The sequence below is a fragment of the Afipia massiliensis genome (assembly GCF_014203115.1).
In the GTDB taxonomy this organism is placed as follows: domain Bacteria; phylum Pseudomonadota; class Alphaproteobacteria; order Rhizobiales; family Xanthobacteraceae; genus Afipia; species Afipia massiliensis.
Genome location: NZ_JACHIJ010000001.1, coordinates 320,682 through 345,390, shown reverse-complemented (window position 1 = coordinate 345,390; position 24,709 = coordinate 320,682). Strand labels below are relative to the sequence as shown.

Sequence of the window (24,709 nt, the reverse complement as noted above, 5' to 3'; positions counted from 1 at the left end):
AGCATGTCTCCAATGATCGAGATATCCAGCGCTTCGAAGACTTTCACCATGCATTTGCAGAATGGAGTGCGGCTGCCGGTGGTGTCGGGCGTATCGATGCAAGCCAACGTCGGTGAATGCGTGGTGCTGTCCGGACCTTCGGGTGCGGGAAAGTCGTCGATCCTGAAAATGATCTTCGGCAATTATCGCTGCGATCATGGCCGCATTGCCATCCGCCACAATGATGCTGTGGTTGACATCGCCACGGCGCTGCCGCGCGACATTCTGCGTGTCCGCAGACAGACGATCGGTTATGTCAGCCAGTTTCTGCGGGCCGTGCCGCGCGTGGCGACGCTCGATGTGGTAGCGGAGCCATTGATCTCGAACGGTGTTGCCCGTAATGAGGCCCGTGCACAGGCGGGTGCGTTGCTGCACCGGCTTAACATCGCGGAACGGCTCTGGACCTTGCCGCCCTCGACTTTCTCCGGTGGCGAGCAACAGCGCGTCAATATCGCGCGTGGCTTCATCTCCGACATGCCGATCCTGCTGCTGGACGAGCCGACCGCATCGCTCGACGGAGCCAATCGGAAGATCGTGGTCGATCTTGTCGCAGAGAAGAAGCTACGCGGTGTAGCGATGGTGGCAATCGTTCATGATGACGAGGTGCGCAACCTGATCGCGGACCGCATTATCGACGTGGCGTCGTTCGCGGCGGTAGCGTAAGAGGAAGAGAATGATTTCCGAACGAGCCGACAGAATCTTCAGCAATGCCCAGGTCGTCCTGAAGGACCGTGTGATTGAACGTGGCTGGGTTGCAACTGCCAACGGAATGATCGCAGAGGTTGGCGAGGGCGACGCGCCCGAGCGCGGCGAAGATATGCACGGCGATCTTCTGATGCCCGGGCTGGTCGAACTGCACACCGATCATCTGGAAGCGCACTATGTGCCGCGCCCGAAGGTGTTATGGGATCCGGTTGCCGCCGTGGTGTCTTATGACGGACAACTCGCCACCAGTGGCATCACCACGGTGTTGGATTCCCTGCGTGTGTGGCGCGAGGAGGGCGCCGAGGATGTCGACGGGCAGGCAGAAATACTGGCGGAGGCGATTTCATCAGCTCGCGATGCGAAGTTGCTGCGTGCAGAGCATTTCCTTCACCTGCGCTGCGAAATTCCAATGCCGAGTGTCGTGGAAGAGGCGAAGGAGTTGGTCGGCCGCCCCGACGTGCGGCTGATGTCCCTGATGGACCACACACCGGGCCAGCGCCAGTTTCGCGACGAAGGCAAGCTGCGCGATTATTACCGAGGCAAGAGCGGCGGCCTGACGGACGCCGAACTCGATGTGATGTTCGAGCGGCGGTTTTTCTATCAAAAGAGCTACGGCGAGGCCAACATGCGCGAGATTGTGGCGCTCGCGCACAGCTACAACATTCCGCTTGCCAGTCATGACGACACGACCGAGGAAAACGTCACCGATGCAATCCGCGATCGCGTGTCGGTCGCGGAATTTCCGACCACGATGGAGGCTGCGCGCGGGCTACATCAGGCGGGCATAGCTGTCCTGATGGGCGCGCCAAATGTGGTGCGTGGCGGATCGCACTCCGGAAACATCGCCGCGATCGATCTCGCCCGCGAAGGCCTGCTCGACATCATGTCGTCGGACTACATTCCATCGAGCCTCTTGATGGCAGCGTTGCAGCTGCCTCGGCACGTGCCCGCGATCGATCTGGCATCGGCGGTGCGGACGGTGACCAAAACGGCTGCTGAGGCCGTCGGACTCAACGATCGGGGAGAGATTGTTGCTGGCAAGCGTGCCGATTTGATCCGCGTGCATCTCGCCCGTGATCTGCCGGTGGTCCGCAGCGTATGGCGTGAAGGACATCGGGTAGCATGAGCGACGTGGCGACATTGCCTGCTCCCAGCATGGATTTGATTGGGCCCGGCCGGCTTGTGCTGGTTGTCGGGCCGAGCGGGGCCGGCAAAGACACGCTCATCGGGCTTGCGCAGGTGGCATGTGCTGATGACAACAACATCGTGTTTCCGCAGCGGGTGGTGACGCGGGAAGCCTCTTCCTTTGAGAACAACGAGGCGGTCAGCCAGATGCAGTTCGGGCAGATGCTGGCTCACGGCAATTTCGCATTTCAATGGGAAGCGCACGGTCTGCGCTATGGAGTGCCATCTTCGATTGTTGAAGACATAAGGGCAGGGCGCGCCGTCATCGTGAATGCGTCCCGCACCATCATTGAGTTCGCGCGCAGATCGTATGCCAATGTAACAGTGATTTCGGTAACTGCCCCGCCGGATGTTCTCGCGGAACGGATAACCGCGCGGGCCCGCCCGAGCGACGGACAGATCGGAGATAGACTTCGCAGAGCGGTTGTTGCTCCTGTACCTGATGTGGTCATCAACAATGTCGGCCTGGCGGAGGATCGCGCCGCCGAGCTATTGAGGGCTATCGGTCGGGTTTGACAGGGGGCACCGTCGCGCGCGAGAGAAACTGCACAAGCGCCTTGCGGTCTTCGTCCGAGCCGATGCGTTGTTCGGGCATCTTTGTGCCGGGTGTGTAGGCCGCAGGGCCAATCTCGAAGAGTTTCGACACCGTTTCCGACGTCCAGATGATATCGAGCTTCTTCAGCGGCTCAGAGAAATTGTAACCCGGCAAGGTTGCGATCTTTCGGCCGAAAATGCCTGACAGCGTCGGACCGGCCTTGTTGCCCTGGTCTGGCGTGAGCGTATGGCAGGCCACGCAGGCGCGAAAAATCTCTGCTCCGCGGTCACCCGCATATGCGGCAAGTGGGTCGTTCGGATTTTCCTGAATGGTCGCCCCGATAGGCTCACCTGTCAGCGCATTCCACCGCCGGATCACGCTGTCCGCACCACCAGTAAGAAGTGTGCCGTTGTCTGGCATGAACGCGACCGACCACACCGGAAGCCCCGGTCCGACCAGCCTGCGAGCAAGCGTGCGCGCCTTGCGGTCGATGATCGCGACCGACCCCCGGACATCCGCTGCCGCGAGCAGTGCGCCATCCTGCGACATTGCCATCGCGATCACCGGGATTGGCCCTGCGACGACGTCGCCGACGAGCTTGCCCTTGCGATCGAGGAAGTAAATTTTTCCATCGGCACCGGCGGCGGAAATCTCACCGTCGCTGGATGCGACAACCGAATTGAGTGGTGTGGGCAGGGTAACAATGGACGGTGCGGCGGAGCTATCGAGAGGCCAGATACGGAGGGTCAGGTCATAGCTGACGCTGATGAGGTTCCTGCCGTCAGCGCTGAATTCAATTCCGTTGACGTTCTGCGTGTGCCCTTCGAGTATGCGCGGTGCGCCGCCTGCAAGGGGCCAGAGTCTGGCGGTATGATCCCACGATGCCGAAGCAAGAGTTGCACCGTCCGGCGACAATGCGAGCGCCGCAATTGGCGCTGTATGGCCTTCGAGTACAGTGTCAGGCTGCTGCTTGCCGGAACTCCAGATTGCGATACGCCCGTCAGCGCCTGCGGTTGCCGCGCGGCCGTCTTTAAGCAGCATGGTTGCGTTGACGGCGTCGGCGTGAAATCGAAGAACCTGTTCGGCTGCATCGCGAGCAAGCGACCAGCGGATCGCGCTGCCGTCAAAACTTCCCGTGAGCAGAGTCTGCCCGTCGGAAGAAATTGCCAGTGCGCGAACCGGCCCGCCGTGCCCCCGTAATTGCGCGACAGCAGACGTGGCACCGAGCGCAGCAATCAACGCTCCTATCAAGAGCGTGAGACGTAACGGATACCTTCTGCCATGACGGTCAGTTTCTCGCACCGGCGGTTCCCTCGGAACTCTTGATCAGTCCCTGAATCGTATCGAAGCACGAAAATCAGGCTCAATAAACCGATGCGGACAGGTTCGTTGGAGGCACGTGAAGCCGCATGTCAGGCGAAATAGCGGATCGTGCCGGCCGGCGTGGTATCGTAGCCGGTGAGATCATTCGCGCGCTGTTTGAGCAGGGGCTTCGACATGAAGCTCGTCAACACCTGCAAGGATGGCTTGAAGTAATCACGCTGATGCATCAGGAGATCGAAGTTCTCCCATAGCAGCGGCACAAAATCGAGACCGGCTGCTTTGGCGGCTGCGCGCGTTGCGATGCCGCAATTGGCGTGACCCGCACGAATCGCTGCCGCCAGATCAGGTCCGGTCAGGCAGGGCGGATCGAGTCGGCGCAGATCCTTCGGCTTCGCGCCATGCTGTTTCAGGAGTGCATCGAGCAGCATTTGAGCGCCCGCGCCGGGTTGCCTGACAGCCATGGTAGCCCCGGACGCGAGAACTCCCGCGATGCTGGTGAGATCCTTCGGATTTCCCGGTTGAAGCAGGAGGCCCTGTTCGCGCCGCACAAATCCGACAAGCACCGCATCGTGCAAAGTGGCTAGCGCGCGCACCGCAGAGACGTTGGCGTCCTCGCTTGAATCCTGAACGGCATGCTCGGTATGGAAATGGATCGCCGCGGCGATTGCTTCACCGCGCAGCACCCGGCCGACGCCGCTCTCGGTGCCTTCAACAAGCGTCGCGAGGCCGGAGCCGGATTCCCGCAAGCTCCACTCAAGCAGGGCGTCCTGGCTTCCGCCGACGATCAAAGGTGCATCCGCATGACCCATGCCGGCCGGCCGCATTAATCCGGACAGCACCCATCGATCAAGATCTTCACGCGGAAAAAGCCACTTGCCCGTCACCTTGGTGCATGGGATCGCGCCCTCGGCCACCAGCTCGTAGAGCTTGCGTTCTCCGAGCCGCAGGTACTCCGATGCCTCACTGGTCGTTAGCAAATCCATCCTGCATTTGTATGCATATTCCTGCTTCTTTTCAATCCATTGACATGACTGGAAAATATGCAGGACTACTACTCTGAAAGAGGGAAGTCATGCTGGATGGGTTGAGTGCCTGGCAATTGATCATGAGCGGCGATGCGGCTCTGTTCGCCATTGTCAGACTGTCTCTCGCCGTCAGCCTTTCCGCGGTCGTGCTCGCTGCCATTGTCGGCTTGCCGTTCGGTGCATTGCTTGCGCTGATGCGCTTTCCGGGAAGAAGCGCGATTGTGGTGTTCGTCAATGCCTTCATGGGGCTGCCGCCCGTCGTTGTTGGTCTCGCAGTCTATCTCCTGCTGTCGCGCTCCGGACCGCTCGGCAACCTCGGCATCCTGTTTACGCCAACGGCGATGATCATCGCGCAGGCGATCTTGATCGTGCCCATCATTGCAGCCCTGACACGTCAAACCATTGAAGATCTCTGGATCGAGTACCGCGACGAACTGTCGGCGATGGACGTCGGGCCGCTCGGCCGCATAGCGACGCTATTGTGGGATGCGCGCTTCAGTCTGCTGACCGCGCTGCTTGCAGGATTTGGACGCGCGGCGGCGGAAGTCGGCGCCGTCATGATTGTCGGCGGCAACATCGAAGGCTTTACCCGCACCATGACCACGGCGATTGCGCTCGAAACGTCGAAGGGCAATCTGCCGCTCGCGCTCGGTCTGGGCATCATCCTTGTGGTGATCGTACTTGCGATCAACGCGGCGGCATGGGGTGCACGGGTCTGGTCCGAACGGCAGGCGGGATGACAATGCGGGCGCCGGTGACCGACCTTCCGATTATGCTTGATAGCGTCTCAGTACGGGCCGGCGTCACGACGATCCTCGATCGCCTCACCATGACGTTATCGTCTGGTTCGCCGACGCTTGTTATTGGGCCCAACGGTGCGGGCAAGAGCACCTTGCTGCGCCTATGCATGGGGCTTGCGGTGCCGACCGAAGGCCGCATCACATGGGGCGGTCGCGCCAACGCAAAGCCGACACGCCGCGCGTTCGTGTTCCAGCGGCCGGTCATGTTGCGCCGGACTGTAGCGGCCAACGTCGCCTACGGGCTGACCCATGCGGATTATCCGCCGGAGAAACTGGCTACGCGCACGGCCGAGTTGCTCGAGCGCGTGGGCCTGTCGGATCTGGCTCTGCGTCCTGCTCGCCGCTTGTCGGGCGGCGAGCAGCAGCGGCTGGCGCTGGCCCGCGCTTTGGCAAGAGATCCAGAATTACTGCTGCTCGACGAGCCCACCGCGAGTCTCGATCCTGCGGCCACGCGCAGCGTGGAGGAGATCATTCGGATTGCCGCCCAATCCGGCATCAAGATCGTGATGGCGTCGCACGATCTCGGCCAGGTGCGGCGGCTCGCGGGAGACGTTGTTTTCATGGTGCGCGGCACAGTGCGCGAGCAGACGCTTGCGGAAGATTTTCTCAAGAAGCCAACGACGCCCGAGGCTGCGGCTTTCGTGCGCGGCGATCTCGTTATTTGAACTCTGGAGGGATGTGTCATGAAACGCCGATACGCTTCTTTTGCCTTTGCGCTCTCGTTGCTCGCGGTGGCGTTCGCAACACCTGCCTCTGCGCAGAATAAATCCATTGTCGTGGCTTCGACCACATCGACGCAGGATTCCGGCCTGTTCGGTTACATCTTGCCGCTGTTCAAGGCCAAAACCGGAATCGAGGTGAAAGTCATCGCGCAGGGCACCGGACAAGCGCTGGATACCGCGCGACGCGGCGATGCCGATGTCGTCTTCGTACACGCCAAGTCGCAGGAAGAAAAATTCGTCGCCGAAGGGCACGGCGTGAAGCGCTTCGATGTCATGTATAATGACTTCGTCCTGATCGGCCCGAAAGCCGATCCGGCAGGTGTTGGTGGAACCAAGGATATTGTCGCCGGACTGAAGGCTATTCAGGGAAAAGCCGTGCCGTTCGTCTCTCGCGGCGACAAATCTGGCACGCATTCGGCTGAACTTGCGCTGTGGAAACAGGCGGGCGTCGATCTCGAGACGGCCAAGGGGCCGTGGTATCGGGAGATCGGACAGGGCATGGGCGCCGCGCTCAGCACTGCCGGGGCGATGAATGCCTACGTGGTTTCCGACCGGGGCACCTGGCTTTCTTTCAAGAACCCCGGTGATCTCGTGATCGCGGTCGAGGGAGACAAGCGGTTGTTCAACCAGTATGGCGTTATCCTGGTGAGTCCGGAGAAGCATCCGGCGGTGAAGAAGGACCTCGGCCAAAGCTTTATCGACTGGTTGATCTCAACCGAAGGTCAGAACGCTATCTCGGCCTACCAGGTCAATGGCAAGCAGCTTTTCTTCCCCAACGCCGAGAAAAAGGCGTCCTGAGAGCGGACTGGGGCGAGGGTTTATTTCTTCGTTTCAGGCGGACAATCGGGCCGCACCGCCATTGGTTTTCCGTCGCTCTGCACGGTCGGGGCGGCGGAATCGGCGTGCCCACCTGCCGAGGGCAGAATCGCGCTCTTCTCCATACTTGTCGATGTCTGAGCTTTTGTGTCGGCATTGCCCGTAGTCGTGCCTGATGGTGTAGTATTGCAACTCGTCTCAGGCTTTTCGGCTGCAGGCGCGGAGGTTTGCGCCAGTAACGGCGTTGCAGCAAACAACCCCGCAACAGCAGCAGCAACGATGACTCGAGTGCGCATTTTGAACCTCTGCGGCTATAAGAACTGAATGAAACCTGCTCATCAACGTCCCATACTAGAGATGGTTCCTGAGCGCCCGCTGCTGACATGCCTCACAACGAGCGGTCATCGGGCGTCAAGATGACACAGCGTTTGCCGGCCGTGTTAACCCCGCTCGATGTCGCCCTTCGTTTACTGCTTGACGGTGTGGGACCGGTTGAACCCATCGGCTTGTCGCTTGCAGATTCTGTCGGTGGCATCGCAGCTGAGGTTGCACCGCTGCGAACGGCCCATCCAGCGTTCAGTATCGCGGTCGCCGACGGCTGGGCAATGCGGGCGCGCGATATCGCCGGCGCATCGTCCTATTCTCCGCAGCCGCTACCTGCATCGCCTATATGGGTCGAAGCGGGTGATCAACTGCCAGAGCATTGTGACTGCGTGCTTGATGCTGATCTGGTCGAACAGACCGGACCGATGTTTCAGGTTCTCGCTGAGGCGGTTCCCGGTCACGGCATTCGCCGGGCCGGAGACGACGTTGCCGCTGGGCGCTCGATTATTTCGCCGGGGCGGCAGGTGAACGCGCGCGATAGACTTGCTCTCCACGCTATAGGATTGGACCGCATCCAGATTCGGTCTCCGCGCGTGTGCGTCATCGATGTCACGTCCACCGACGGCAGTGCCGCATCCTCGCAATTCATTATGGAGTTTGTGAAAGTCGGCGCCCGAGCGGTTGGTGTACAGACAAAGGGCCGCGACGCCGCCAGCATTTTTGCGGCGGTGGGCGAAGGCGCTTACGATTTGCTGATAACCGTCGGCGGTACCGGCCTCGGCCGCAGCGATGCAACGGTTCAGGCGCTGGCAGCACATGGAATTGTTTTAGCGCACGGACTTGCGCTGCAGCCGGGGCGCACAGCGGCGGTCGCAAAGATCGGCACAACGCCGGTTATCGCCGCTCCCGGTGCTCCCGATCAAGCGTTGGCGGTTTGCTTGATGCTGGTTCAGCCGGCACTGGACATGCTCACGGCGCGGTTGCGGCGACAGGCTATCGTTCGCCCCCTTGCGCGCAAGGTTTCTTCGTCCGTTGGTGTTGCGGAGATCGTGTTGCTGGAAGCGCTGGATGACAAGTGGATGCCGGTTGCCGCCGGGCAACTTTCGCTGGACGCTATTGTCCGCAGCCACGCATGGCTCGTTGTACCGGGAGACAGCGAGGGCTATGCCGCAGGGACGGCGATCGGCGCATTTCCCCTTCGCGATATGACGTGAGACTTTGAGATGATTAAACCGAAGCCGCCGCCAGGCAACGCAAGCATCGACCAGGAACAGTTTCTGACAATTCTGTCCCGTGAGGAGGCGCTTGCGCGATTTGAAGCTGCGCTATTTCCGCGTGACCTCACGGCTGACGACCTCGCGCTAGCCGATGCGGCTGGGCTCGTGCTGGCGAACGATGTGGTTGCGGTTGTCGATGTACCGCCATTCGATCGCTCCAACGTCGATGGCTTTGCCGTGCGGTCCGCGGATCTCGTCGCGGCTGGCGAGGCATTGCCGGTTCGTCTGCGCCTGAGCGGCGAGGTCATCGCATGCGGCACCGCGCCGCAATTGCCCGTGACGCAAGGTATGACGACGCCGATTGCGACGGGTGGTCCCATTCCGCGCGGTGCCGACGCGGTCGTCATGGTCGAGCACACGCAACCTGCAGGTTCGGGCACAATCGAGATCAGGCGCGCGACGTCGCCCGGGCAGTCCGTGTCCTATGCAGGATCTGACATTGCGCGCGGCGAAGTCTTGCTGCGGTCGGGCACGCTGATCGGCTCGCGCGAAATCGGCATGCTTGCTGCGTCCGGCGTCGCTCGCGTTTCCGTAGTGAAGAAGCCGCGCGTGACGATAATTTCTACCGGGGATGAACTTGTTCAACCCGGCCAAGCTCTCCGTCCCGCCGCGATATTCGACACCAATGGAGCTATCGTGACGGCTGCGGTGTCCGAGAACGGCGGCGAAGCGCATTTTCTAGGTGCGTTTCCCGACGACGAGGACGAGCTTGAACATGTCATGCGCGAAGGGCTTGCGACCAGCGACATGCTCATACTGTCCGGCGGCACCTCGAAAGGCGAGGGCGATGTCTCCCACCGTATCGTCGCGCGGCTCGGTGAACCAGGCATTATCGCGCACGGCGTCGCGCTGAAGCCCGGCAAGCCGCTGTGCCTCGCGGTATGCGACGGTACGCCCGTTGTTATCCTGCCGGGTTTTCCCACGTCGGCAATGTTCACGTTTCACGACATGATCGTGCCGGTGCTGCGCCGGCTTGCGGGACTTCCGCCGCGCAACGATGCGCGCGTAACGGCGAAGGTGCCGGTGCGGATTGCCTCGGAGCTGGGCCGGACGGAATTCGTGATGGTCTCGTTGGTCGAGGGTGATGACGGATTGGTTGCGTATCCGACCGGCAAGGGCTCAGGTGCAATCACGTCGTTTGCTCAGGCTGACGGGTTTCTGAAGATCGATGCGCTCGCCGAGCAAATGCCGGCGGGCACTCAGGCGGAGGTGACATTGTTCACGCCGCATGTCCGCGTGCCTGATCTGGTCATTGTCGGCAGCCATTGCACGGGACTCGATGCTGTCACCGCGCCGCTGGCGCGGGCCGGTCTGTCGGTGCGATCGATCTCGGTGGGAAGTCTTGGCGGATTGTCCGCGGCACGGCGCGGCGAATGCGATCTCGCACCGATCCATCTGCTCGATGAGAAGACAGACACATACAACACGCCCTTTCTTGTCGAGAGCCTTGAGCTTGTGCCGGGCTATCGGCGCATGCAGGGCATCGTATTCCGCGCTGGCGACAAGCGCTTTGAAGGCCTCAATGCCGAAGACGCGGTGCGCGCTGCGCTGAAGGACCCTTCCTGTTTGATGGTCAACCGCAATCAGGGCGCGGGTACGCGTATTTTGATCGACCGTCTGCTGGGAGATGCACGGCCCGACGGTTACTGGAATCAGCCGCGCTCGCATAATGCGGTGGCGGCAGCGGTCGCGCAGAATCGTGCCGACTGGGGCATGACCATCGCGCCAGTTGCGCGTGCAGCCGGACTGGGTTTCATTCCGTTCGCCGAAGAGCATTACGATTTTGCGTTGGTGACGGCACGAAAACAACGTCCTGCGGTTCGGGCATTTCTCGACGCGCTTGCGTCACCGGAAGTTCAGAAAGCATTGGAGCAAGCGGGATTCCGTTCGGCGTAGTTCGTTCAGATCAGACACCGTCGAGCGCTGCGAGTTGCTCTGCCTCCGCGACGTCTTCGACCGTGTTGGCGTTGAAGAACGGATCTATCGGCTTATCCGGCCATGTCACCGTCGCCAGCTTGTATCGGGCGGTCCAGCGATCAATCTTGCGCATGTCTTCCACCACCAGCGCGTGCCGCAGTTCGCCGCGCAATGCGACGTTCCAAAGTCCGATCACCGGATGGATCTGCTCGCCGGAGGCTGCGACCGCGAGCTGTGCACCTTGCTCGATCCGCACATGCTGCAACCGTGCGACCAGATCGCGCGGCAGGAACGGACAATCCGTCGCTGCGCTAAGCACCCATTCGACATCAGGTCGGTGCAAGGCGGCCCAGTCGAGAGCTGTCAGTACACCGGCGAGGGGGCCGGCGAATCCCTCAACAGTATCTGCGACGACAGGTAATCCGAACGACGCGAAGCGCGCGGGATCCCCATTCGCGTTGAGAATGAGTCCGTCGCATTGCGGGGCAAGCCGCTCGATCACGCGTTCCAGAATAGTGCGGCCGCCGATGGTTTTCATCGGCTTGTCACCGCCGCCCATGCGCCGCGCCAGTCCGCCGGCAAGGAGCACGCCAAGTGTGGAAGGCCGGTCGTCAGTCATCGTCACTGCCCTTGCGCCGATGCCGCGCGGATTCCTCCGCGACAAACTCGAGGCTCTGGTCGAAGACGATCCGTTCCTGCCCGGACAGCGCGATGAACCGCTTGCCCTTGGTCCGGCCGATCAGCGTCAGACCAACCTGGCGCGCCAGTTCGACGCCCCATGCTGTGAAACCTGAACGCGACACAAGAATGGGAATGCCCATTCGTACTGTCTTGATCACCATTTCGGACGTGAGGCGGCCGGTGGTGTACATGATCTTGTCGGCGACATCGACTTTGTGGCGCCATGCCCAGCCCGCGATCTTGTCGACCGCGTTATGGCGGCCGACATCTTCCATGTAGCAGACCGGTTCGCCTTCCTTGCACAGCACGCAGCCGTGAATAGCACCTGCTTCGAGATAGAGCGAAGGGGCAGTATTGATCGCGTGAGTCATTTGATAAAGCCATGAGGTGCGCAACTTCGCGCTAGGCAGGATTGCGCCCTCGATGGCCTCCATCAAATCGCCAAAGGCGGTGCCCTGTGCACAGCCGGAGGTGAGCGTTTTCTTCTTCAGCTTCTCTTCAAAATTGGTACCACGCTCAGTGTAGACGACTACCACCTGCAGATCGTCGTCGTAGACAACTTCTGTCACGACATCGTCGGGCTTCAGCATGTTCTGATTGAGGAGATAGCCGAGCGCGAGATATTCCGGATAGTCGTTGATCGTCATCATGGTGACGATCTCCTGCGAGTTCAGATAGAGAGTCAGCGGACGCTCGACCGGTACGCTGATCTCGATGGGCGCGCCGGTCTGGTCGATGCCCATGACGCGCTCCGTCAGCCGCGGATTTTGCGGATCCGGCATCACGCGCGGCGCGGGCAGGTCCTTCCTCGCACTTTTCGGCTTGGTTTGAATTGCTTCGGTCATGGCTTACTCGATCACGATACGCGGCGCTGGTCTGGCCGTAGCACCAGTGGTGATGGACATCCAGAGCTGGCGTGCAATGTCGATATAGCGTTTCGCGTGAACGCCTTCAGGATCGGTGGCGACAATCGGACGGCCGTCATCGGAGGTTTGGCGAATCGTCATGTCGAGCGGGATTTCGCCGAGAAAGGGGATGCCACGCCTTTCGGCGTCAAGCCGCGCGCCGCCGTGGCCAAAGATCGGCGTGACGTGGTTGCAGGTCGGGCAACAGAAGCTCGCCATGTTCTCGATCAGACCCAGTATCGGCACATTGACCTTTTTGAACATCTCGATGCCGCGCCGCGCATCGATCAGCGCAATGTCCTGTGGTGTCGAGACGATGACGGCACCCGCCAGCGGCGTCTGCTGCGCCATGGTGAGTTGCGCATCTCCGGTGCCCGGCGGAAGATCAACGACGAGAATGTCGAGATTATTCCACGCGACCTCACGCAGCATCTGCGTGATAGCCGAAATCACCATTGGCCCACGCCAGACCATAGCGTTATCTTCCTCGACCAAGAACCCGATCGACATCACCTTAACCCCGAAGCGCTCCAGCGGCTCCAGCATGCGCGGACCCAGCAGGCGCGGCTTTCCGCGCAGGCCGAACAACTTCTGCTGTGAGGGACCATAGATGTCAGCATCGAGAATGCCGACTTTTAATCCCAGCGCGGCGAAACCGAGCGCAAGGTTGCATGAGGTGGTCGATTTTCCGACGCCGCCCTTACCGGACGCCACGGCAACGATGTGCCTCACACCAGGAATGCCCGCCGCCTTCGATGTCGCGGGTGCGTTTGGGGTAGGATGGGTAACTGACAAATTCGATCTCCTGATCGACCACAATCGCGGCGCGCCGGCTCATTGCGATCCGAAAGGATCGTTCTTTTTTGCTTCGCGCGCACGCAGATAATCCTCCGTGGACATCACGGGCGGGCGTTGTGGCGCAGCGTGTGGATCGAAACTCTCATTGACGACAGCCTCGACGCGGCAATCCGCGCACATCTTGATGACATCGAGTCGCCGCGCGTTGGCGCCTTCGAACATCCAATGCTTTTCCTGAAGCTTCGACAGCACGCGCTCGATCGAGCTTCTGGTGCCGAATGGTGTGCCGCAGGCGATGCAATGGAATGGTTCTTCTTCTTTCAACACGCGCAGTGGTGCATTCCACGCCTGGAAGTCGAGGCGCGGCTCCAGCGTGATAACATCCTCGGGGCAGGTGGCTTCGCAAAGCCCGCACTGAACGCAACGACTTTCGGTGAAGCGCAACATCGCCCGGTCTGGATTATCGGAGAGCGCGTTCGTGGGACAGGCGGTTACGCAAGCGTGGCAAAGCGTGCAGCCTTCGACATTCAACTGAACGCTGCCGAATGGCGCGCCGGGCGCCAGCGGAACGACGTCAACCGGAGTGGGAGCCGCCAGATGCAGTTCTCGGAACATTGTTTCCAGTACGCCGCGCTTGGCTCCGCGCGGAACGAAGTTCGCCGGATTCGGAGACGTAACACCGGCGGGCATGGCGTCGAGCATCGCTCGCAACTGATCCGGATCGTCGGTTTCCAGAATTCGGACGAGGCTTTCGCCGAAGCCGAGCGCAGCGGCGATCGTCCCCGACATGTCGGCAGCGCGGCGCAGTCCAGCCGTTTCATGCCGGGGCTGCGCGCGCATCAGAAGCGCGATACCTGTACCGCCGTAGGCGAAGACCGCTGCGAGGGATTCCGGTCCGAGCTGTGTAACTTCGTTGACGCGAACGGGAAGCACGTTGGCGGGCAAGCCGTCACCGAATCGCGCCAGTGCATCGATCAGTGGCTCGCCGTGATCGCCGTCGTGAAAGAGCACGACAGCCTGTTCGCCGCCGGCTTTACGATAGGTTTGCACCAACGTGCGCAAGCGGCGCATCAGCGCATCTGCGCTCGGCAGCGAATAGGATGCAGCTCCGGTCGGACAGACCGAAGCGCACGACCCGCATCCGGCGCATACGTTGGGATCGATTGCGACGGCGTTGCCGTTCGGAGTGATCGCGCCGGTCGGGCACAAGTCGAGGCAGCGCGTGCAGCCGGTAATGTTCGAGCGCGAATGCGCGCAGAGCGATTCCTCGAAATGGATGAAGCGCGGCTTATCGAAAGTGCCGACGAGGTTGCCCGCGTCCGCAATCGCCCTCTCGACGGCGGCGCGGTCCCGCGGATCGACGCGCAGGTAACCGGGCCGTAGTTCGTGGGCCGGAAACAGCGGCAGGCCGCCGCTGAGGTCGAGGATGAGATCGCAGTTCGAGGTCGCGCCGTCGCGTGAAGACCCGAACACGAGCTTGCTCCGCGAGGAAGGCGCCGGCAGTGCATAGTCATCAATGGTCAGTTCAAATTGCCCGAGATATCCGCGCGCGTTGCGGATCGTTCCCTTGAACACGGGAAACTCGTTGACTGCGCGCGGCGTCACGTCGCCGGGCTTGGTGAGAATGACTGTGATGTCGAGGCGATCGGCGAGACGTCTGGCTGCGTCGATGGCAACATCGTCGTGACCATAGATCAGCGCGACACCGCCGCTTTCGAGCGTGACCAGCGAGATCGGTGGCATCTCTTCCGCGGCTGCGGCGATCAGCGCCGCAGCTTTTGGCCCGGCTGCTGCCGCATCCTTCGACCATCCACCGTTTTCGCGAATGTTGACGAAGGTGAGGGGGACGTCAGGGAATTCCTCGGCGACCTCCTTAAACAGCGGTGCTTCCTGCGTACACGCCACCGTGATCGCTTCGCCTTCAGCAAGTGCCACCTTGAACTGGGCAAGATCCAGACCGCAGAGCTGGTTGGCCTGCGTCATGTGCGCCGTGCACCCACGCCCGATCGCCTGCGCGTCAAGCGGCATGGTCTTTTCGCAACTGCAAACCAGAAGGCGGGACTTTGCGCTGTTCATGATCTGCAACCTTGACCCTTGGCGTCTGCTCAGAGTGGTTATGTCAATCATATGGTGCCGCGGCAGCGGCTTGCGCAAGCAGCCGCCACCTTGACCGGGATAGCATAGACTGCCCAAATACAAAGAGCTTAGGGAAAATTTCTACGATGATGGTTTCGCGCACGGCGCAAATGGAGCAACTACTCGATCTCCCTCCGGGCTACACGCTCGTATCGCTTCGCGAATACGGCGATGCGTTCGCGCACGGCTGCAGCATCGCAGCCGAAGCCGGCGCGGGAACATTAGTTTGGGTCCGGCGCTACGATCTAGTCGAGTTCGCCGTTGTCCTAGAACCGGATGAGCCGTTGGCGTCGGCTCGCCGAGCATTCTTTGCCGGCATGAATGCGATCGGGGACGCTATTGCGGTGCACTGTCCGCCGGAACGGGAGGTGCAGTTTACCTGGCCGGACACGATCCTGTTCGACGGCGGTGTGTTGGGCGGAGGACAACTTGGCTGGCCGAAGGACTGCCGCGAGGATGAAGTCCCGGCGTGGCTGGTGTTTGGCGTCATCCTGCGCGCCGCTGACATGGCCCATGTCGGAGAGGTCGAGGCGGCAAGCGGGGTTGCCCTCCTGAACGAAGGCTTTGAGATGGTCGATACCGAGGCGATGATCGGCAGTTTCGCCCGGCATCTCATGACGGCCTTCGATCAATGGAACGAGCGCGGCTTTGATCCGGTGGCGCGTGACTATCTGGCGCGGCTTTCCAGGGAGAACGCCGGCGAGCGGCGCGGCATCGACGTCAACGGTGATCTGCTCGTCGGTGCGGCGAAAGGGCCACCGGAGCGCAACAGTTTGCTCGATGGGTTGGCGAAGGTCTCATGGTATGATCCCGAATACCGCGCACCGAAACTCGGGTGAGGCGGACATGCTGAAACTGCCACGGACTATCAGGCTCGATCCCTCGGACACATTCGTGTTCGAGCGTGCCGCCGAGCCCGGCGAGTGGGCCGTGTCCGGCGCGTTTGTATTCTGGGACTGCAATCCTGCGACGCTTGGCCAGAAGCAGCGCGTGGCGCTGCGATCCGGTTTTCTCGGTATCGATAGTCTCGGGTGGTCGACGCTTGCAGTCGTGACTGAGGCAACTGAGGTCGAACGGCAGGGCGTGATCGTGCGGCTAGCGGAGCAACTGGTAACAAAATTCGGTGCGCCGGAGATGGAAGCCGCGCTCGCTGCGGCCCAGGAGGAGGTCGCATTCGCAGCGTCCTTGTGCGACCACCCGCCGCAGACGATTTTGGCTGTGCAACGGACTGTTGAGAACGGCGAAATTCGCGAGCGTTTTCGCACCCTGAAGCCGCGCGAGGCGGAAGCAGGTTCGGATCGATTGCATAGCCATGCACCTGCATTTACCTTTCATGAGATCGAGGGCGACGAGCCGGCCGAAGAGGTGGACCTTCTCGGACTGAGCAAGACCGATCGTCTCAAGGCTGATCGTGCATGAGAGAATTCTGGGTCGCTTCAGGTCATCACCTTACGCGCCGCGCCGATCACGGGGGGCTGATTGCGACGCCGGAGCTAATCATGGCGTATCTGGCGCGGCCGGAATTGATGCCGCCCGATGACGCATGCGACGCCGAGCGCAATCTGCATGCTGGTCTGCTGGCGGATCCGCTTCGGCCGGTCTCGAAAGCCGATATTGCCGCACTTGCCGACGCTGACGCGCGCGAGAACTGGACGTTCATGACGACCTTCCGCGATCGGCTTCTCGCGGCACCTTCGCTTGAGGCCGTGTATGTGTCGCTGGCACGCAAGGGCGCAACCGACCTGCCGCCGATCTTTCTTTCGCAGTTATGCCACCTGATCCTGCGCAACGCGCTCGAGGGCTGCGATGATCCTTATATTCTGCGCGCCGCTGAATTGTTCTACCGCAGTCAGAAGGCCACGATTCACGACGGCGCGCTGCTGCTCGCCGACGCCGAAGTCGTCGAAGCGCAACATTATGCGCAACATGATCTTCATTCCTCGCCGTTGACCGCGATACTGCAGCCGCAGGCCTTCGGCGAGATGGACGTCATGGATGACGCGAATGCCTGGACCTATTGGTCGCGGTCGGATGCCCATGCGATGGTTATGAATCTCGGCGGCAATCCGAAAGCGCGCGATGCGCTCTGCCGGGTGATTGAACGCTGGATCGCCCATCTTCTGGGCGTCGCCGTGAAGGCAGAGACGGTCGCGTCGATAGAGGACCGAGACTGGCGCTGGTTCGTCGGCCTCGACAGCGAAGGAACCCGGATCGGAAACGCTCTCTGGAACGGAGATACGCCGGGCTCGGATGAGGCCGGGCGGATTGTCGCCTTGATGCGTCTGACCTTTGAGGACGTGCGTTTTGTCGATGAGCGCGTGGGCAACAAGCCCGTTTACCTCATTCTGGCGATGGACGCGGATAAGATAGTGCGCCTGAAGCCGCAAAATCTCGTCGCGGGCTTGCCGCTCGCGTCCACTGCGAATGTCACGTGATTCACCGGCAACGGGAGGATCTGCAATGACCGAGATATCTCGTGAAGTTGGCGTGGTGCTGCGCCGCCGCGTCATCGACAATCCCTGGATCGACCATATGTGGTCGCCTGTGACAGTCTTGGACGACGTGCCGGCGACTGCACCTTGGACGGTGCTGTCGCAGGAGGCCGATGCGACGTTGTATTATGCCGGCCCTGCGACGATCGATTTGTTCAGCACCGATACGGCTAACTACCGCGACAATCTTGCCGACGGTGCGCCTCGAATCTGGATCGCGCTTCGGCGTCAGGACGGCGGGGCCGAGCTTGAATTGACAAAAGTGACCGCCGATCCGACCGAAGGGGAGGCGCTGTTCGAAAGTGGCACCGATGTGATCGGCACAGTTCCGATGTCGCCGGATATTGCGTCCTGGGTCGCCGCCTTCGTCGATGAATTCCACGTCGAACATGTCTTCCACAAGCGTAAACGCGATGGGACGAGTGATGACCGCAGGCGCGGTGAAGATCCATCCGGCGGACGGAGGGACGATGCATGAGCCATGACGAGAAGGAGAACGACAAGAGTTTTCTGTCGCGCTGGTCGCAGCGCAAACGCGAGGCGAAGCTTCCGGAAACGGCTGTAGAGCCGGCTGATGAGGCGGAGGCCTTGCCCGCGCCGACTGTGGCAAGCGACGCCGAAGAGCAGTTCGACCTCTCAAGCCTGCCGAAACTGGAAGAGATCACGGGAACCACCGATATCACCGGCTTCCTGCGCAAGGGCGTGCCAGAGAGTTTGCGCAACGCGGCGCTACGGAAATCCTGGGCGCTGGATTCGGCCGTCCGCAACTATGTCAATCCCGCACTCGACTACGCTTATGACTGGAATACGCCCGGCGGCGTGCCCGGAAGCAGCGAACTCGCGGCGGGTACGGACATCGCGAAAATGGTTCTGCAGATCATGGGCAGCGATCCGGTCGCCTCCGGTCCGCAAGAGCCGGGCGGGTCGCATGGTGACGCAAGCGATGGTGCCAGCAGCGATACAGACGTTGATGCGCCGCAAAATCCGGAGCCGATATTGCCGCTTCAGCAAGTGAGGCTGTCTGTGCCGGCGACAGCTTCAAATCCGGTCTCGGGTGATCAAGCTCAAGCTGAGCACGCTCTGATTGAACGCGCAGAGGATGCTGTGTTCAACGAGTCTAGTGCACCGCAACAAGACGTGCGACGCCATGGCACTGCAAAACCAAGGGTTTAGACAAAATTCTTTGAGACATAGGACGAACCTATGATACAAATTTAGAACTAGAATAGTTCCAATAAAGGAAGATGCCTGATTTGAAGGCACGGTGGGAGGGCTTCGGTTCGAACCATGCGGGACTCAGGATTAGAGCGGGCAATCAAGGCAGCAGGCGGCGTCGCCTCTCTGGCGAGAGCTATTGGAATTGCTCAGCCCTCAGTTTCGGCGTGGTCGCGTATTCCAGCTGAACGCGTTCTCGCTGTTGAGTCCCTCACGCAAGTCTCTCGCTTCGTTCTCCGCCCCGACCTCTACGGATCAGCGGGAGATCATGTGAAATCAGACATCGACGAAATTGATCAGCTCCGCGCCGCGGAGTACGGCCTGCTGTCGTTGTTGATGGGCAGGGCGCCCACTGCGGACACGCTGTCCAAAGTTGCGATGCTGAAAGGCGATGCGTCTGACCTCGGCATGGCACATATAGAACTCGCAGCAGCAGCTACGGAGTTCGACGAGCGCGCGATCTCCAAGGATTTTTTCGATCTGTTCATCGGCTTGGGACGCGGCGAACTGCTGCCTTATGCCTCGTACTACCTGACCGGATTCCTTCACGAGCGGCCGCTCGCACGGGTCCGCGAAGATTTTGACATGCTGGGGATCGAGCGCGCGGGCTCCGCACGTGAGCCGGAAGATCACATCGCGATTCTGCTCGAGGTCATGGCCGGTCTCGCGCGCGACGACTTCGATGCGGACTTCGCAGCGCAAGCGCGGTTCTTCGAGCGCCATCTGAAGCCCTGGGCTGTGCGGATGTTTGCCGATCTCGAAATTTCGCAATCCGTCAAATTCTATCGCGCCGTCGGGCGCGTTGGTCGCGTCTTCATGGAACTGGAATCAGAGGCCTTCACTCTGTCCGAGTGAGGCCGAAAGCGAAATTTGGGAAATTGACTGGAAGGATACCGCGATGAGCAAGCCGTCCAAGAGCAAGATACCCGCAGACAAGCCGCAGGATGCAAAAGGTTTCGACCGTCGCAGTTTTTTCATGATGGGCGGGTCAGCGGTTGCAGCTGCGGCGGTGGTGCCGCTGACCGGCGAAGCTGAAGCGGCCGAGTCGGATAAGGACGCCAAGAAGGCTCGCTACAGGGAAACCGATCACGTCAAGAATTTCTATCGCGTCAACCGTTATTGATGGAAGCACGCACATGTTGATCAAGCGAAAAGAAGGATTTGCCGGCCGCACACGCTTGCAGGGCATTGCTGCTGGCCTCGCTTCCGGCGTTCTTGACCGACGTTCGTTTCTGCGCCGCTCCGGCTTGGTGGCAGGCGCGGGGGCTGCTGTCGGACTGATGCCGTTGGGATCGGTGCGCAAGGCGCAGGCCGGTCCGAAAATCGTCGGTGCGCCAACCGAAATCAAAAAGAACATCTGCACGCATTGTTCGGTGGGCTGCACGGTCATCGCCGAAGTGCAGAACGGTGTCTGGGTCGGTCAGGAACCGGCTTGGGACAGCCCGCTCAACCGTGGCTCGCATTGCGCCAAAGGTGCGTCGGTTCGCGAACTGGTGCACGGCGACCGCCGCCTGAAATACCCGATGAAGCTGGTCAACGGCGAGTGGCAGAAGATCGGCTGGGATCAGGCCATCAACGAGATAGGCGACAAGATGCTTGAGATCCGCGCCAAATCCGGCGCCGACTCGGTTTATCTGCTGGGCTCAGCGAAGTTCTCCAACGAAGGCGGTTACCTGTTCCGCAAGTTCGCCGCGTTCTGGGGCACGAACTCGATCGACCATCAGGCGCGCATTTGTCACTCGACCACGGTCGCGGGTGTTGCCAACACCTGGGGCTACGGCGCGATGACGAATTCCTACAACGACATCCGCAACTCGAAGACCATCGTCTTCATGGGATCGAATGCCGCCGAGGCGCACCCGGTTTCGCTCCAGCACATTCTGACGGGCAAAGAGATCAACCGCGCCAACGTTTTCGTGCTCGATCCGCGCTTCACGCGCACCGCGGCACATGCGACCGAATACGTGCGCTTCCGCTCCGGCACCGACATCGCGGTGATCTGGGGCATGCTGCACCACATCTTCGCCAACGGTTGGGAAGACAAGGAGTACATCGCCCAGCGCGTTTATGGCATGGACCAGATCCGCGCCGAGGTTGCGAAGTGGACTCCGGAAGAAGTTGAGCGCGTCACTGGTATTCCCGGCGAACAAGTGAAGAAGGTCGCCGAGACATTCGCCAAGCAACGTCCTTCCACGTTCATCTGGTGCATGGGCGGCACGCAGCACACTGTCGGCACGGCGAACGTTCGCGCGTATTGCAATCTTCTGCTCGCGACCGGCAACGTCGGCGTGTTCGGAGGAGGCGCCAACATCTTCCGCGGCCACTGCAACGTGCAGGGCGCGACCGACATCGGCCTCGATATCACCTCGCTGCCGCTTTACTATGGTCTGGTCGAAGGCGCCTGGAAGCACTGGGCTCGCGTATGGGAAGTCGATTACGATTACTTCCAGTCCCGCTTCGACGAAGTGCCGGCAAAGGCCGGTCGTCCGGCCCGTACCCGCAAGCAGAACATGGAATTGCCGGGTATCCCGTGGACCCGCTGGTTCGATGCGACACTTGCCAAGCCGGACGACGTCGATCAGCGCGACACAGTGAAGGGCGTGGTCATCATGGGGCACGGTGGCAACACCATCCCGCGCATGACCGAAATGGTGAAGGGCCTTGAAGCGCTCGAATTGCTGGTTGTCGCGGATCCGCATCCCACCACCTTCGCGGCGATCTCCGAGCGCAAGAACGGTACATACCTGCTGCCGGCCTGTACACAGTTCGAGACGTCGGGTTCGCGCACGGCATCCAATCGTTCGCTCCAGTGGGGCGAGCAGATCGTCAAGCCGATCTTCGAATCCAAGGATGATTACGAGATCATCTACCGGCTTTCGAAGAAACTCGGCTTCGCCGATCCGATGTTCAAGAACATCAAGGTCGAAAACAATCGTCCATCGGCCGAAGACCTGCTACGCGAAATCAATCGCGGCGGCTTCTCAACCGGTTACTCCGGCCAGTCGCCGGAACGTCTCAAGGCGCACATGAAGAATCAGGGCAAGTTCGACCTGGTGACCCTGCGTGCAAAGAAGGATGAGCCAGAGATCGGCGGCGACTATTACGGGCTGCCGTGGCCCTGCTGGGGCACGCCGCAGATCAGGCATCCGGGCACTCACACGCTCTACAACACGAATCTCCATGCGAAAGACGGCGGCGGCACGTTCCGCGCGCGCTTCGGCGTGGTCTACGAGGAAAAACAGCCAGACGGATCGGTGAAGAACGTCAACATGCTTGCGGAAGGTTCCTACAGCAAGGGCTCGGAACTGACCGACGGCTATCCGGAGTTCACCTACGGCGTGCTGAAGAAACTCGGCTGGGACAAGGATCTCACCGAAGCCGAACTGGCGACCATCAACAAGATCGGCGGCAACAACCCGGACGGCGTGGGCTGGGCGGTCGACCTGTCGGGCGGCATCATCCGTGTCACGCTTGAGCATGGCGTGATGGCCTATGGCAACGGCAAGGCCCGCGCGGTGGCGTGGAATTTGCCGGATCCGGTGCCGGTGCATCGCGAGCCGATTTACACGCCGCGTCCTGAACTGGTCGCCAAGTATCCGACACGTCCGGACGGACGCCAGTTCCGCATGGCCAATCTCGGCTTCTCGATCCAGAAGGCGGCGGTGGACAAGGGACTTGCCAAGCAATTCCCGATCATCCTCACCTCCGGGCGTCTGGTGGAATACGAGGGCGGCGGCGAAGAAACGCGCTCCAACCGCTGGCTCGCCGAATTGCAGCAGGACATGTTCGTCGAGGTGAATACAGCCGATGCCGCTGAACGCGGCATCAAGGACGGCGGATGGGTCTGGGTGTTCGGCCCGGAAAATGGATCGAAGGCTCGCGTCAAGGCGCTAGTCACCGATCGCGTCGGCAAGGGCGTGGCGTTCATGCCCTTCCACTTCTCCGGCTGGTTCCAGGGCGTCGATCAACGCTCCAAGTATCCGAAGGGCGCGGACCCGATCGTGCTCGGCGAAAGTGTCAACACGATCACCAGCTATGGCTACGACCCAGTGACCGGCATGCACGAGGGCAAGGCGACCCTGTGCCAAATTCAATCGGCGTGAGAGGAGAATAAACGATGGCTCGCGTCAAATTTCTTTGTGATGCCGACCGTTGCATTGAGTGCAACGCCTGCGTGACAGCCTGCAAGAACGAACATGAAGTCCCTTGGGGCATCAATCGCCGCCGCGTCGTCACCATCAATGACGGCAAGCCTGGCGAACGCTCCGTGTCCATGGCCTGCATGCATTGCACCGACGCGCCTTGCGCGGCGGTCTGCCCGGTGTCGTGCTTCTACACCACGGCAGACGGCGTCGTCCTTCACTCGAAGGATCTTTGCATCGGTTGTGGATATTGCTTCTACGCCTGTCCGTTCGGCGCACCGCAATATCCGAAGGTCGGAAACTTCGGTTCACGCGGCAAGATGGATAAGTGCACCTATTGCGCGGGCGGGCCGGAGGCGGATTCCACGCCAGCCGAGTACGCCAAGTACGGCGCCAACCGTCTTGCCGAGGGCAAGCTGCCGATTTGCGCTGAAATGTGTTCGACCAAATCGCTGCTTGCGGGCGATGGCGCTATCATCGCCGAGATTTACAAAGAGCGCGTGATGAAGCGCGGTTACGGCTCGGGCATGTGGGGCTGGAAGACAGCCTACAGCGATTCACCGACCGGTTAGGGCACGATGCCGAAAGCCTTGATTGCTTCGGACATGCTCGGGGTTGTTCTTGATTGGAAATGGAAGGTCGTGCCGATGTCGATCTCGTTCTCAAACTTCAAGGCTGTATGTGCCGTCATCGCGCTGCTGTTTGTGTTCGCCCATCCAGCCGCGGCGCAACTGTCTTTCAAGCCTACCGCAGACGCCGTGCAGGAAGACCAGCTTCTTAAGGCGCTGAAGGAAGGTGACAAGATCACGGGCCGGATCACTATTCCGGATCCGATGGCATCGAGCCTGATCCAGCCTGCCGGGAAAGACTGGCGCGATTTCCAGCGCAGCACGCTTCCCATCATCGGCGGCGTTGCCATCATCGGCATGGTTGCCTTGCTCGCCATCTTCCTGATGGTTCGCGGCCGCATCCGGGTCGAGCACGGTTTTTCCGGTCTCAAGATTCTCCGTTTCGCCAGCTTCGAGCGATTCACGCATTGGCTGACAGCGAGCTGTTTCATCATTCTTGCGTTATCGGGCCTCAATATCAGCTTCGGCCGTGTGCTGATTCTGCCGCTGTTCGGGCCTGAGGCATTCTCCACGATGACGGCGTGGGGCAAGATCGCGCACAATTACCTCGCGTTCCCGTTCATGCTTGGCCTCGTGATCATGTTCCTGATCTGGATCAAGGACAACATTCCCGGAAAGGTCGATCTCAATTGGCTCAAGAAGGGCGGCGGTATGCTGAAGAATGGCGAGCATCCGCCGGCCAGGCGCTTTAATGCCGGCCAGAAGGGCATCTTCTGGATCGTCATTATCGGCGGCGCGCTGATGTCCGTGTCGGGCTGGTACCTGCTGTTTCCCTACATCCCAGCGAACGTCACGACACTGCAGTTCTGGACTGTGATCCATGCCGTGATTGCCATGCTGTTTATCGCCGCCATGCTCGCCCACATTTATATCGGCTCGGTCGGTATGGAGGGGGCGTTCGATGCGATGGGGACCGGCGAGGTGGACCTCAATTGGGCCAAGGAGCACCACTCGCTCTGGGTCGAGGAGGAGCAGGCCAAGGGCCGGGCGCCTGACACCGGCAGTCCGCGGGCCATGCCCGCCGAATAATTCAAGCTATCGAT

General features: G+C 60.9%; 23 protein-coding genes and 1 pseudogene. 18 read left to right on the top strand and 6 right to left on the bottom strand.

The features are described from left to right. The first annotated feature begins 3 nt into the window (after nucleotides 1-3). Genes phnL through phnN form a run of 3 tightly spaced genes read left to right on the top strand, consistent with a single transcriptional unit; the run spans nucleotide 4 to nucleotide 2,445 of the window. A complete protein-coding gene (gene phnL / locus HNQ36_RS01580; protein WP_184082200.1) occupies nucleotides 4-702 on the top strand; it encodes a phosphonate C-P lyase system protein PhnL in 699 nt (232 codons plus the stop codon). Nucleotides 703-712: 10 nt separating this feature from the next. Beyond that, nucleotides 713-1,870 (top strand): alpha-D-ribose 1-methylphosphonate 5-triphosphate diphosphatase, encoded by a 1,158-nt coding sequence (locus HNQ36_RS01575; protein WP_184082199.1) that lies wholly within the window; start codon nucleotides 713-715, stop codon nucleotides 1,868-1,870. Beyond that, entirely contained in the window at nucleotides 1,867-2,445 is a 579-nt protein-coding gene (gene phnN, locus HNQ36_RS01570) for a phosphonate metabolism protein/1,5-bisphosphokinase (PRPP-forming) PhnN (RefSeq protein ID WP_184082198.1), read from the top strand. The genes HNQ36_RS01575 and phnN overlap by 4 nt, the downstream gene beginning before the upstream one ends. Here the strand turns inward: phnN and HNQ36_RS01565 are convergent. Together HNQ36_RS01565 and HNQ36_RS01560 are read right to left on the bottom strand one after the other, a co-directional pair. After that, on the bottom strand, nucleotides 2,429-3,712 hold the full coding sequence (locus tag HNQ36_RS01565) for a c-type cytochrome (RefSeq protein WP_347339943.1): 1,284 nt from the start codon (nucleotides 3,710-3,712) through the stop codon (nucleotides 2,429-2,431). The two genes, phnN and HNQ36_RS01565, sit on opposite strands and share 17 nt — an antisense overlap. Before the next feature lie 164 nt (nucleotides 3,713-3,876). Then, complete coding sequence (locus tag HNQ36_RS01560) at nucleotides 3,877-4,770, bottom strand: substrate-binding domain-containing protein (RefSeq protein ID WP_184082196.1); 894 nt, start codon at nucleotides 4,768-4,770, stop codon at nucleotides 3,877-3,879. Nucleotides 4,771-4,859: 89 nt separating this feature from the next. Between HNQ36_RS01560 and HNQ36_RS01555 the strand changes: the two genes are divergently transcribed. From HNQ36_RS01555 to HNQ36_RS01535, 5 genes are all read left to right on the top strand, one after another. After that, on the top strand, nucleotides 4,860-5,552 hold the full coding sequence (locus HNQ36_RS01555) for an ABC transporter permease (protein ID WP_184082195.1): 693 nt from the start codon (nucleotides 4,860-4,862) through the stop codon (nucleotides 5,550-5,552). Between the two features lie 2 nt (nucleotides 5,553-5,554). Further along, nucleotides 5,555-6,277, top strand: a complete 723-nt coding sequence (locus HNQ36_RS01550; protein WP_184082194.1) for an energy-coupling factor ABC transporter ATP-binding protein — start codon at nucleotides 5,555-5,557, stop codon at nucleotides 6,275-6,277. Between the two features lie 18 nt (nucleotides 6,278-6,295). Further along, entirely contained in the window at nucleotides 6,296-7,132 is an 837-nt protein-coding gene (locus tag HNQ36_RS01545; RefSeq protein ID WP_184082193.1) for an ABC transporter substrate-binding protein, read from the top strand. Between the two features lie 434 nt (nucleotides 7,133-7,566). Continuing rightward, nucleotides 7,567-8,688: a molybdopterin-binding protein gene (locus tag HNQ36_RS01540; RefSeq protein ID WP_184082192.1), complete on the top strand. Its 1,122-nt coding sequence runs from the start codon at nucleotides 7,567-7,569 to the stop codon at nucleotides 8,686-8,688. A gap of 9 nt (nucleotides 8,689-8,697) precedes the next feature. Next, nucleotides 8,698-10,647 (top strand): molybdopterin biosynthesis protein, encoded by a 1,950-nt coding sequence (locus HNQ36_RS01535; protein ID WP_184082191.1) that lies wholly within the window; start codon nucleotides 8,698-8,700, stop codon nucleotides 10,645-10,647. A 10-nt stretch (nucleotides 10,648-10,657) separates the two neighbouring features. On the opposite strand, the gene mobA is transcribed toward HNQ36_RS01535, so the two are convergent. The 4 genes and pseudogenes from mobA to HNQ36_RS01515 form a co-directional block, all read right to left on the bottom strand. Next, a complete protein-coding gene (gene mobA, locus HNQ36_RS01530; RefSeq protein ID WP_184082190.1) occupies nucleotides 10,658-11,287 on the bottom strand; it encodes a molybdenum cofactor guanylyltransferase MobA in 630 nt (209 codons plus the stop codon). Then, nucleotides 11,280-12,131: a formate dehydrogenase accessory sulfurtransferase FdhD gene (locus HNQ36_RS01525; RefSeq protein ID WP_430641344.1), complete on the bottom strand. Its 852-nt coding sequence runs from the start codon at nucleotides 12,129-12,131 to the stop codon at nucleotides 11,280-11,282. Before HNQ36_RS01525 ends, mobA begins: the two co-directional genes overlap by 8 nt. A 66-nt stretch (nucleotides 12,132-12,197) precedes the next feature. Further along, a pseudogene (locus HNQ36_RS01520) lies at nucleotides 12,198-13,043 on the bottom strand (Mrp/NBP35 family ATP-binding protein); the annotation flags it as partial. 45 nt (nucleotides 13,044-13,088) lie between these two features. Beyond that, entirely contained in the window at nucleotides 13,089-15,128 is a 2,040-nt protein-coding gene (locus tag HNQ36_RS01515) for a 4Fe-4S binding protein (protein ID WP_184082188.1), read from the bottom strand. Nucleotides 15,129-15,274: 146 nt separating this feature from the next. Between HNQ36_RS01515 and HNQ36_RS01510 the strand changes: the two genes are divergently transcribed. The 10 genes from HNQ36_RS01510 (at nucleotide 15,275) to HNQ36_RS01465 (ending at nucleotide 24,695) form a co-directional block, all read left to right on the top strand. Beyond that, nucleotides 15,275-16,027, top strand: coding sequence for a biotin/lipoate--protein ligase family protein (locus HNQ36_RS01510; protein WP_184082187.1), 753 nt, complete (start codon nucleotides 15,275-15,277; stop codon nucleotides 16,025-16,027). 7 nt (nucleotides 16,028-16,034) lie between these two features. After that, nucleotides 16,035-16,607: a DUF6505 family protein gene (locus HNQ36_RS01505; protein ID WP_184082186.1), complete on the top strand. Its 573-nt coding sequence runs from the start codon at nucleotides 16,035-16,037 to the stop codon at nucleotides 16,605-16,607. After that, a complete protein-coding gene (locus HNQ36_RS01500; protein ID WP_184082185.1) occupies nucleotides 16,604-17,623 on the top strand; it encodes a DUF6352 family protein in 1,020 nt (339 codons plus the stop codon). The genes HNQ36_RS01505 and HNQ36_RS01500 overlap by 4 nt, the downstream gene beginning before the upstream one ends. A gap of 25 nt (nucleotides 17,624-17,648) precedes the next feature. After that, nucleotides 17,649-18,158, top strand: coding sequence for a DUF3305 domain-containing protein (locus tag HNQ36_RS01495; protein ID WP_184082184.1), 510 nt, complete (start codon nucleotides 17,649-17,651; stop codon nucleotides 18,156-18,158). Further along, entirely contained in the window at nucleotides 18,155-18,853 is a 699-nt protein-coding gene (locus HNQ36_RS01490) for a DUF3306 domain-containing protein (RefSeq protein ID WP_184082183.1), read from the top strand. The genes HNQ36_RS01495 and HNQ36_RS01490 overlap by 4 nt, the downstream gene beginning before the upstream one ends. Nucleotides 18,854-18,967: 114 nt before the next feature. Then, nucleotides 18,968-19,750, top strand: coding sequence for a molecular chaperone TorD family protein (locus HNQ36_RS01485; RefSeq protein WP_184082182.1), 783 nt, complete (start codon nucleotides 18,968-18,970; stop codon nucleotides 19,748-19,750). Between the two features lie 43 nt (nucleotides 19,751-19,793). Continuing rightward, nucleotides 19,794-20,018, top strand: a complete 225-nt coding sequence (locus tag HNQ36_RS01480) for a hypothetical protein (RefSeq protein ID WP_184082181.1) — start codon at nucleotides 19,794-19,796, stop codon at nucleotides 20,016-20,018. A 13-nt stretch (nucleotides 20,019-20,031) separates the two neighbouring features. Beyond that, nucleotides 20,032-22,998, top strand: coding sequence for a formate dehydrogenase subunit alpha (locus tag HNQ36_RS01475; protein WP_184082180.1), 2,967 nt, complete (start codon nucleotides 20,032-20,034; stop codon nucleotides 22,996-22,998). 14 nt (nucleotides 22,999-23,012) lie between these two features. Further along, a complete protein-coding gene (fdh3B, locus tag HNQ36_RS01470; protein WP_028348819.1) occupies nucleotides 23,013-23,609 on the top strand; it encodes a formate dehydrogenase FDH3 subunit beta in 597 nt (198 codons plus the stop codon). Nucleotides 23,610-23,684: 75 nt separating this feature from the next. Then, nucleotides 23,685-24,695: a formate dehydrogenase subunit gamma gene (locus HNQ36_RS01465; protein ID WP_184082754.1), complete on the top strand. Its 1,011-nt coding sequence runs from the start codon at nucleotides 23,685-23,687 to the stop codon at nucleotides 24,693-24,695. The last annotated feature ends 14 nt before the right edge of the window (nucleotides 24,696-24,709 follow it).

Bases quoted from the DNA above. Each gene is read 5' to 3' on its own strand.
- fdh3B (WP_028348819.1), top strand. From the start codon at position 23,013: ATGGCTCGCGTCAAATTTCTTTGTGATGCCGACCGTTGCATTGAGTGC.
- HNQ36_RS01535 (WP_184082191.1), top strand. From the start codon at position 8,698: ATGATTAAACCGAAGCCGCCGCCAGGCAACGCAAGCATCGACCAGGAA.
- HNQ36_RS01540 (WP_184082192.1), top strand. From the start codon at position 7,567: ATGACACAGCGTTTGCCGGCCGTGTTAACCCCGCTCGATGTCGCCCTT.
- HNQ36_RS01555 (WP_184082195.1), top strand. From the start codon at position 4,860: ATGCTGGATGGGTTGAGTGCCTGGCAATTGATCATGAGCGGCGATGCG.
- HNQ36_RS01575 (WP_184082199.1), top strand. From the start codon at position 713: ATGATTTCCGAACGAGCCGACAGAATCTTCAGCAATGCCCAGGTCGTC.
- mobA (WP_184082190.1), bottom strand. From the start codon at position 11,287: ATGACTGACGACCGGCCTTCCACACTTGGCGTGCTCCTTGCCGGCGGA.
- HNQ36_RS01490 (WP_184082183.1), top strand. From the start codon at position 18,155: ATGAGCCATGACGAGAAGGAGAACGACAAGAGTTTTCTGTCGCGCTGG.
- HNQ36_RS01495 (WP_184082184.1), top strand. From the start codon at position 17,649: ATGACCGAGATATCTCGTGAAGTTGGCGTGGTGCTGCGCCGCCGCGTC.
- HNQ36_RS01465 (WP_184082754.1), top strand. From the start codon at position 23,685: ATGTCGATCTCGTTCTCAAACTTCAAGGCTGTATGTGCCGTCATCGCG.
- HNQ36_RS01475 (WP_184082180.1), top strand. From the start codon at position 20,032: ATGTTGATCAAGCGAAAAGAAGGATTTGCCGGCCGCACACGCTTGCAG.
- HNQ36_RS01510 (WP_184082187.1), top strand. From the start codon at position 15,275: ATGATGGTTTCGCGCACGGCGCAAATGGAGCAACTACTCGATCTCCCT.
- HNQ36_RS01525 (WP_430641344.1), bottom strand. From the start codon at position 12,131: ATGCCGGATCCGCAAAATCCGCGGCTGACGGAGCGCGTCATGGGCATC.
- HNQ36_RS01480 (WP_184082181.1), top strand. From the start codon at position 19,794: ATGAGCAAGCCGTCCAAGAGCAAGATACCCGCAGACAAGCCGCAGGAT.
- HNQ36_RS01500 (WP_184082185.1), top strand. From the start codon at position 16,604: ATGAGAGAATTCTGGGTCGCTTCAGGTCATCACCTTACGCGCCGCGCC.
- HNQ36_RS01485 (WP_184082182.1), top strand. From the start codon at position 18,968: ATGCGGGACTCAGGATTAGAGCGGGCAATCAAGGCAGCAGGCGGCGTC.
- HNQ36_RS01505 (WP_184082186.1), top strand. From the start codon at position 16,035: ATGCTGAAACTGCCACGGACTATCAGGCTCGATCCCTCGGACACATTC.
- HNQ36_RS01550 (WP_184082194.1), top strand. From the start codon at position 5,555: ATGCGGGCGCCGGTGACCGACCTTCCGATTATGCTTGATAGCGTCTCA.
- phnN (WP_184082198.1), top strand. From the start codon at position 1,867: ATGAGCGACGTGGCGACATTGCCTGCTCCCAGCATGGATTTGATTGGG.
- HNQ36_RS01545 (WP_184082193.1), top strand. From the start codon at position 6,296: ATGAAACGCCGATACGCTTCTTTTGCCTTTGCGCTCTCGTTGCTCGCG.
- HNQ36_RS01515 (WP_184082188.1), bottom strand. From the start codon at position 15,128: ATGAACAGCGCAAAGTCCCGCCTTCTGGTTTGCAGTTGCGAAAAGACC.
- HNQ36_RS01560 (WP_184082196.1), bottom strand. From the start codon at position 4,770: ATGGATTTGCTAACGACCAGTGAGGCATCGGAGTACCTGCGGCTCGGA.
- phnL (WP_184082200.1), top strand. From the start codon at position 4: ATGTCTCCAATGATCGAGATATCCAGCGCTTCGAAGACTTTCACCATG.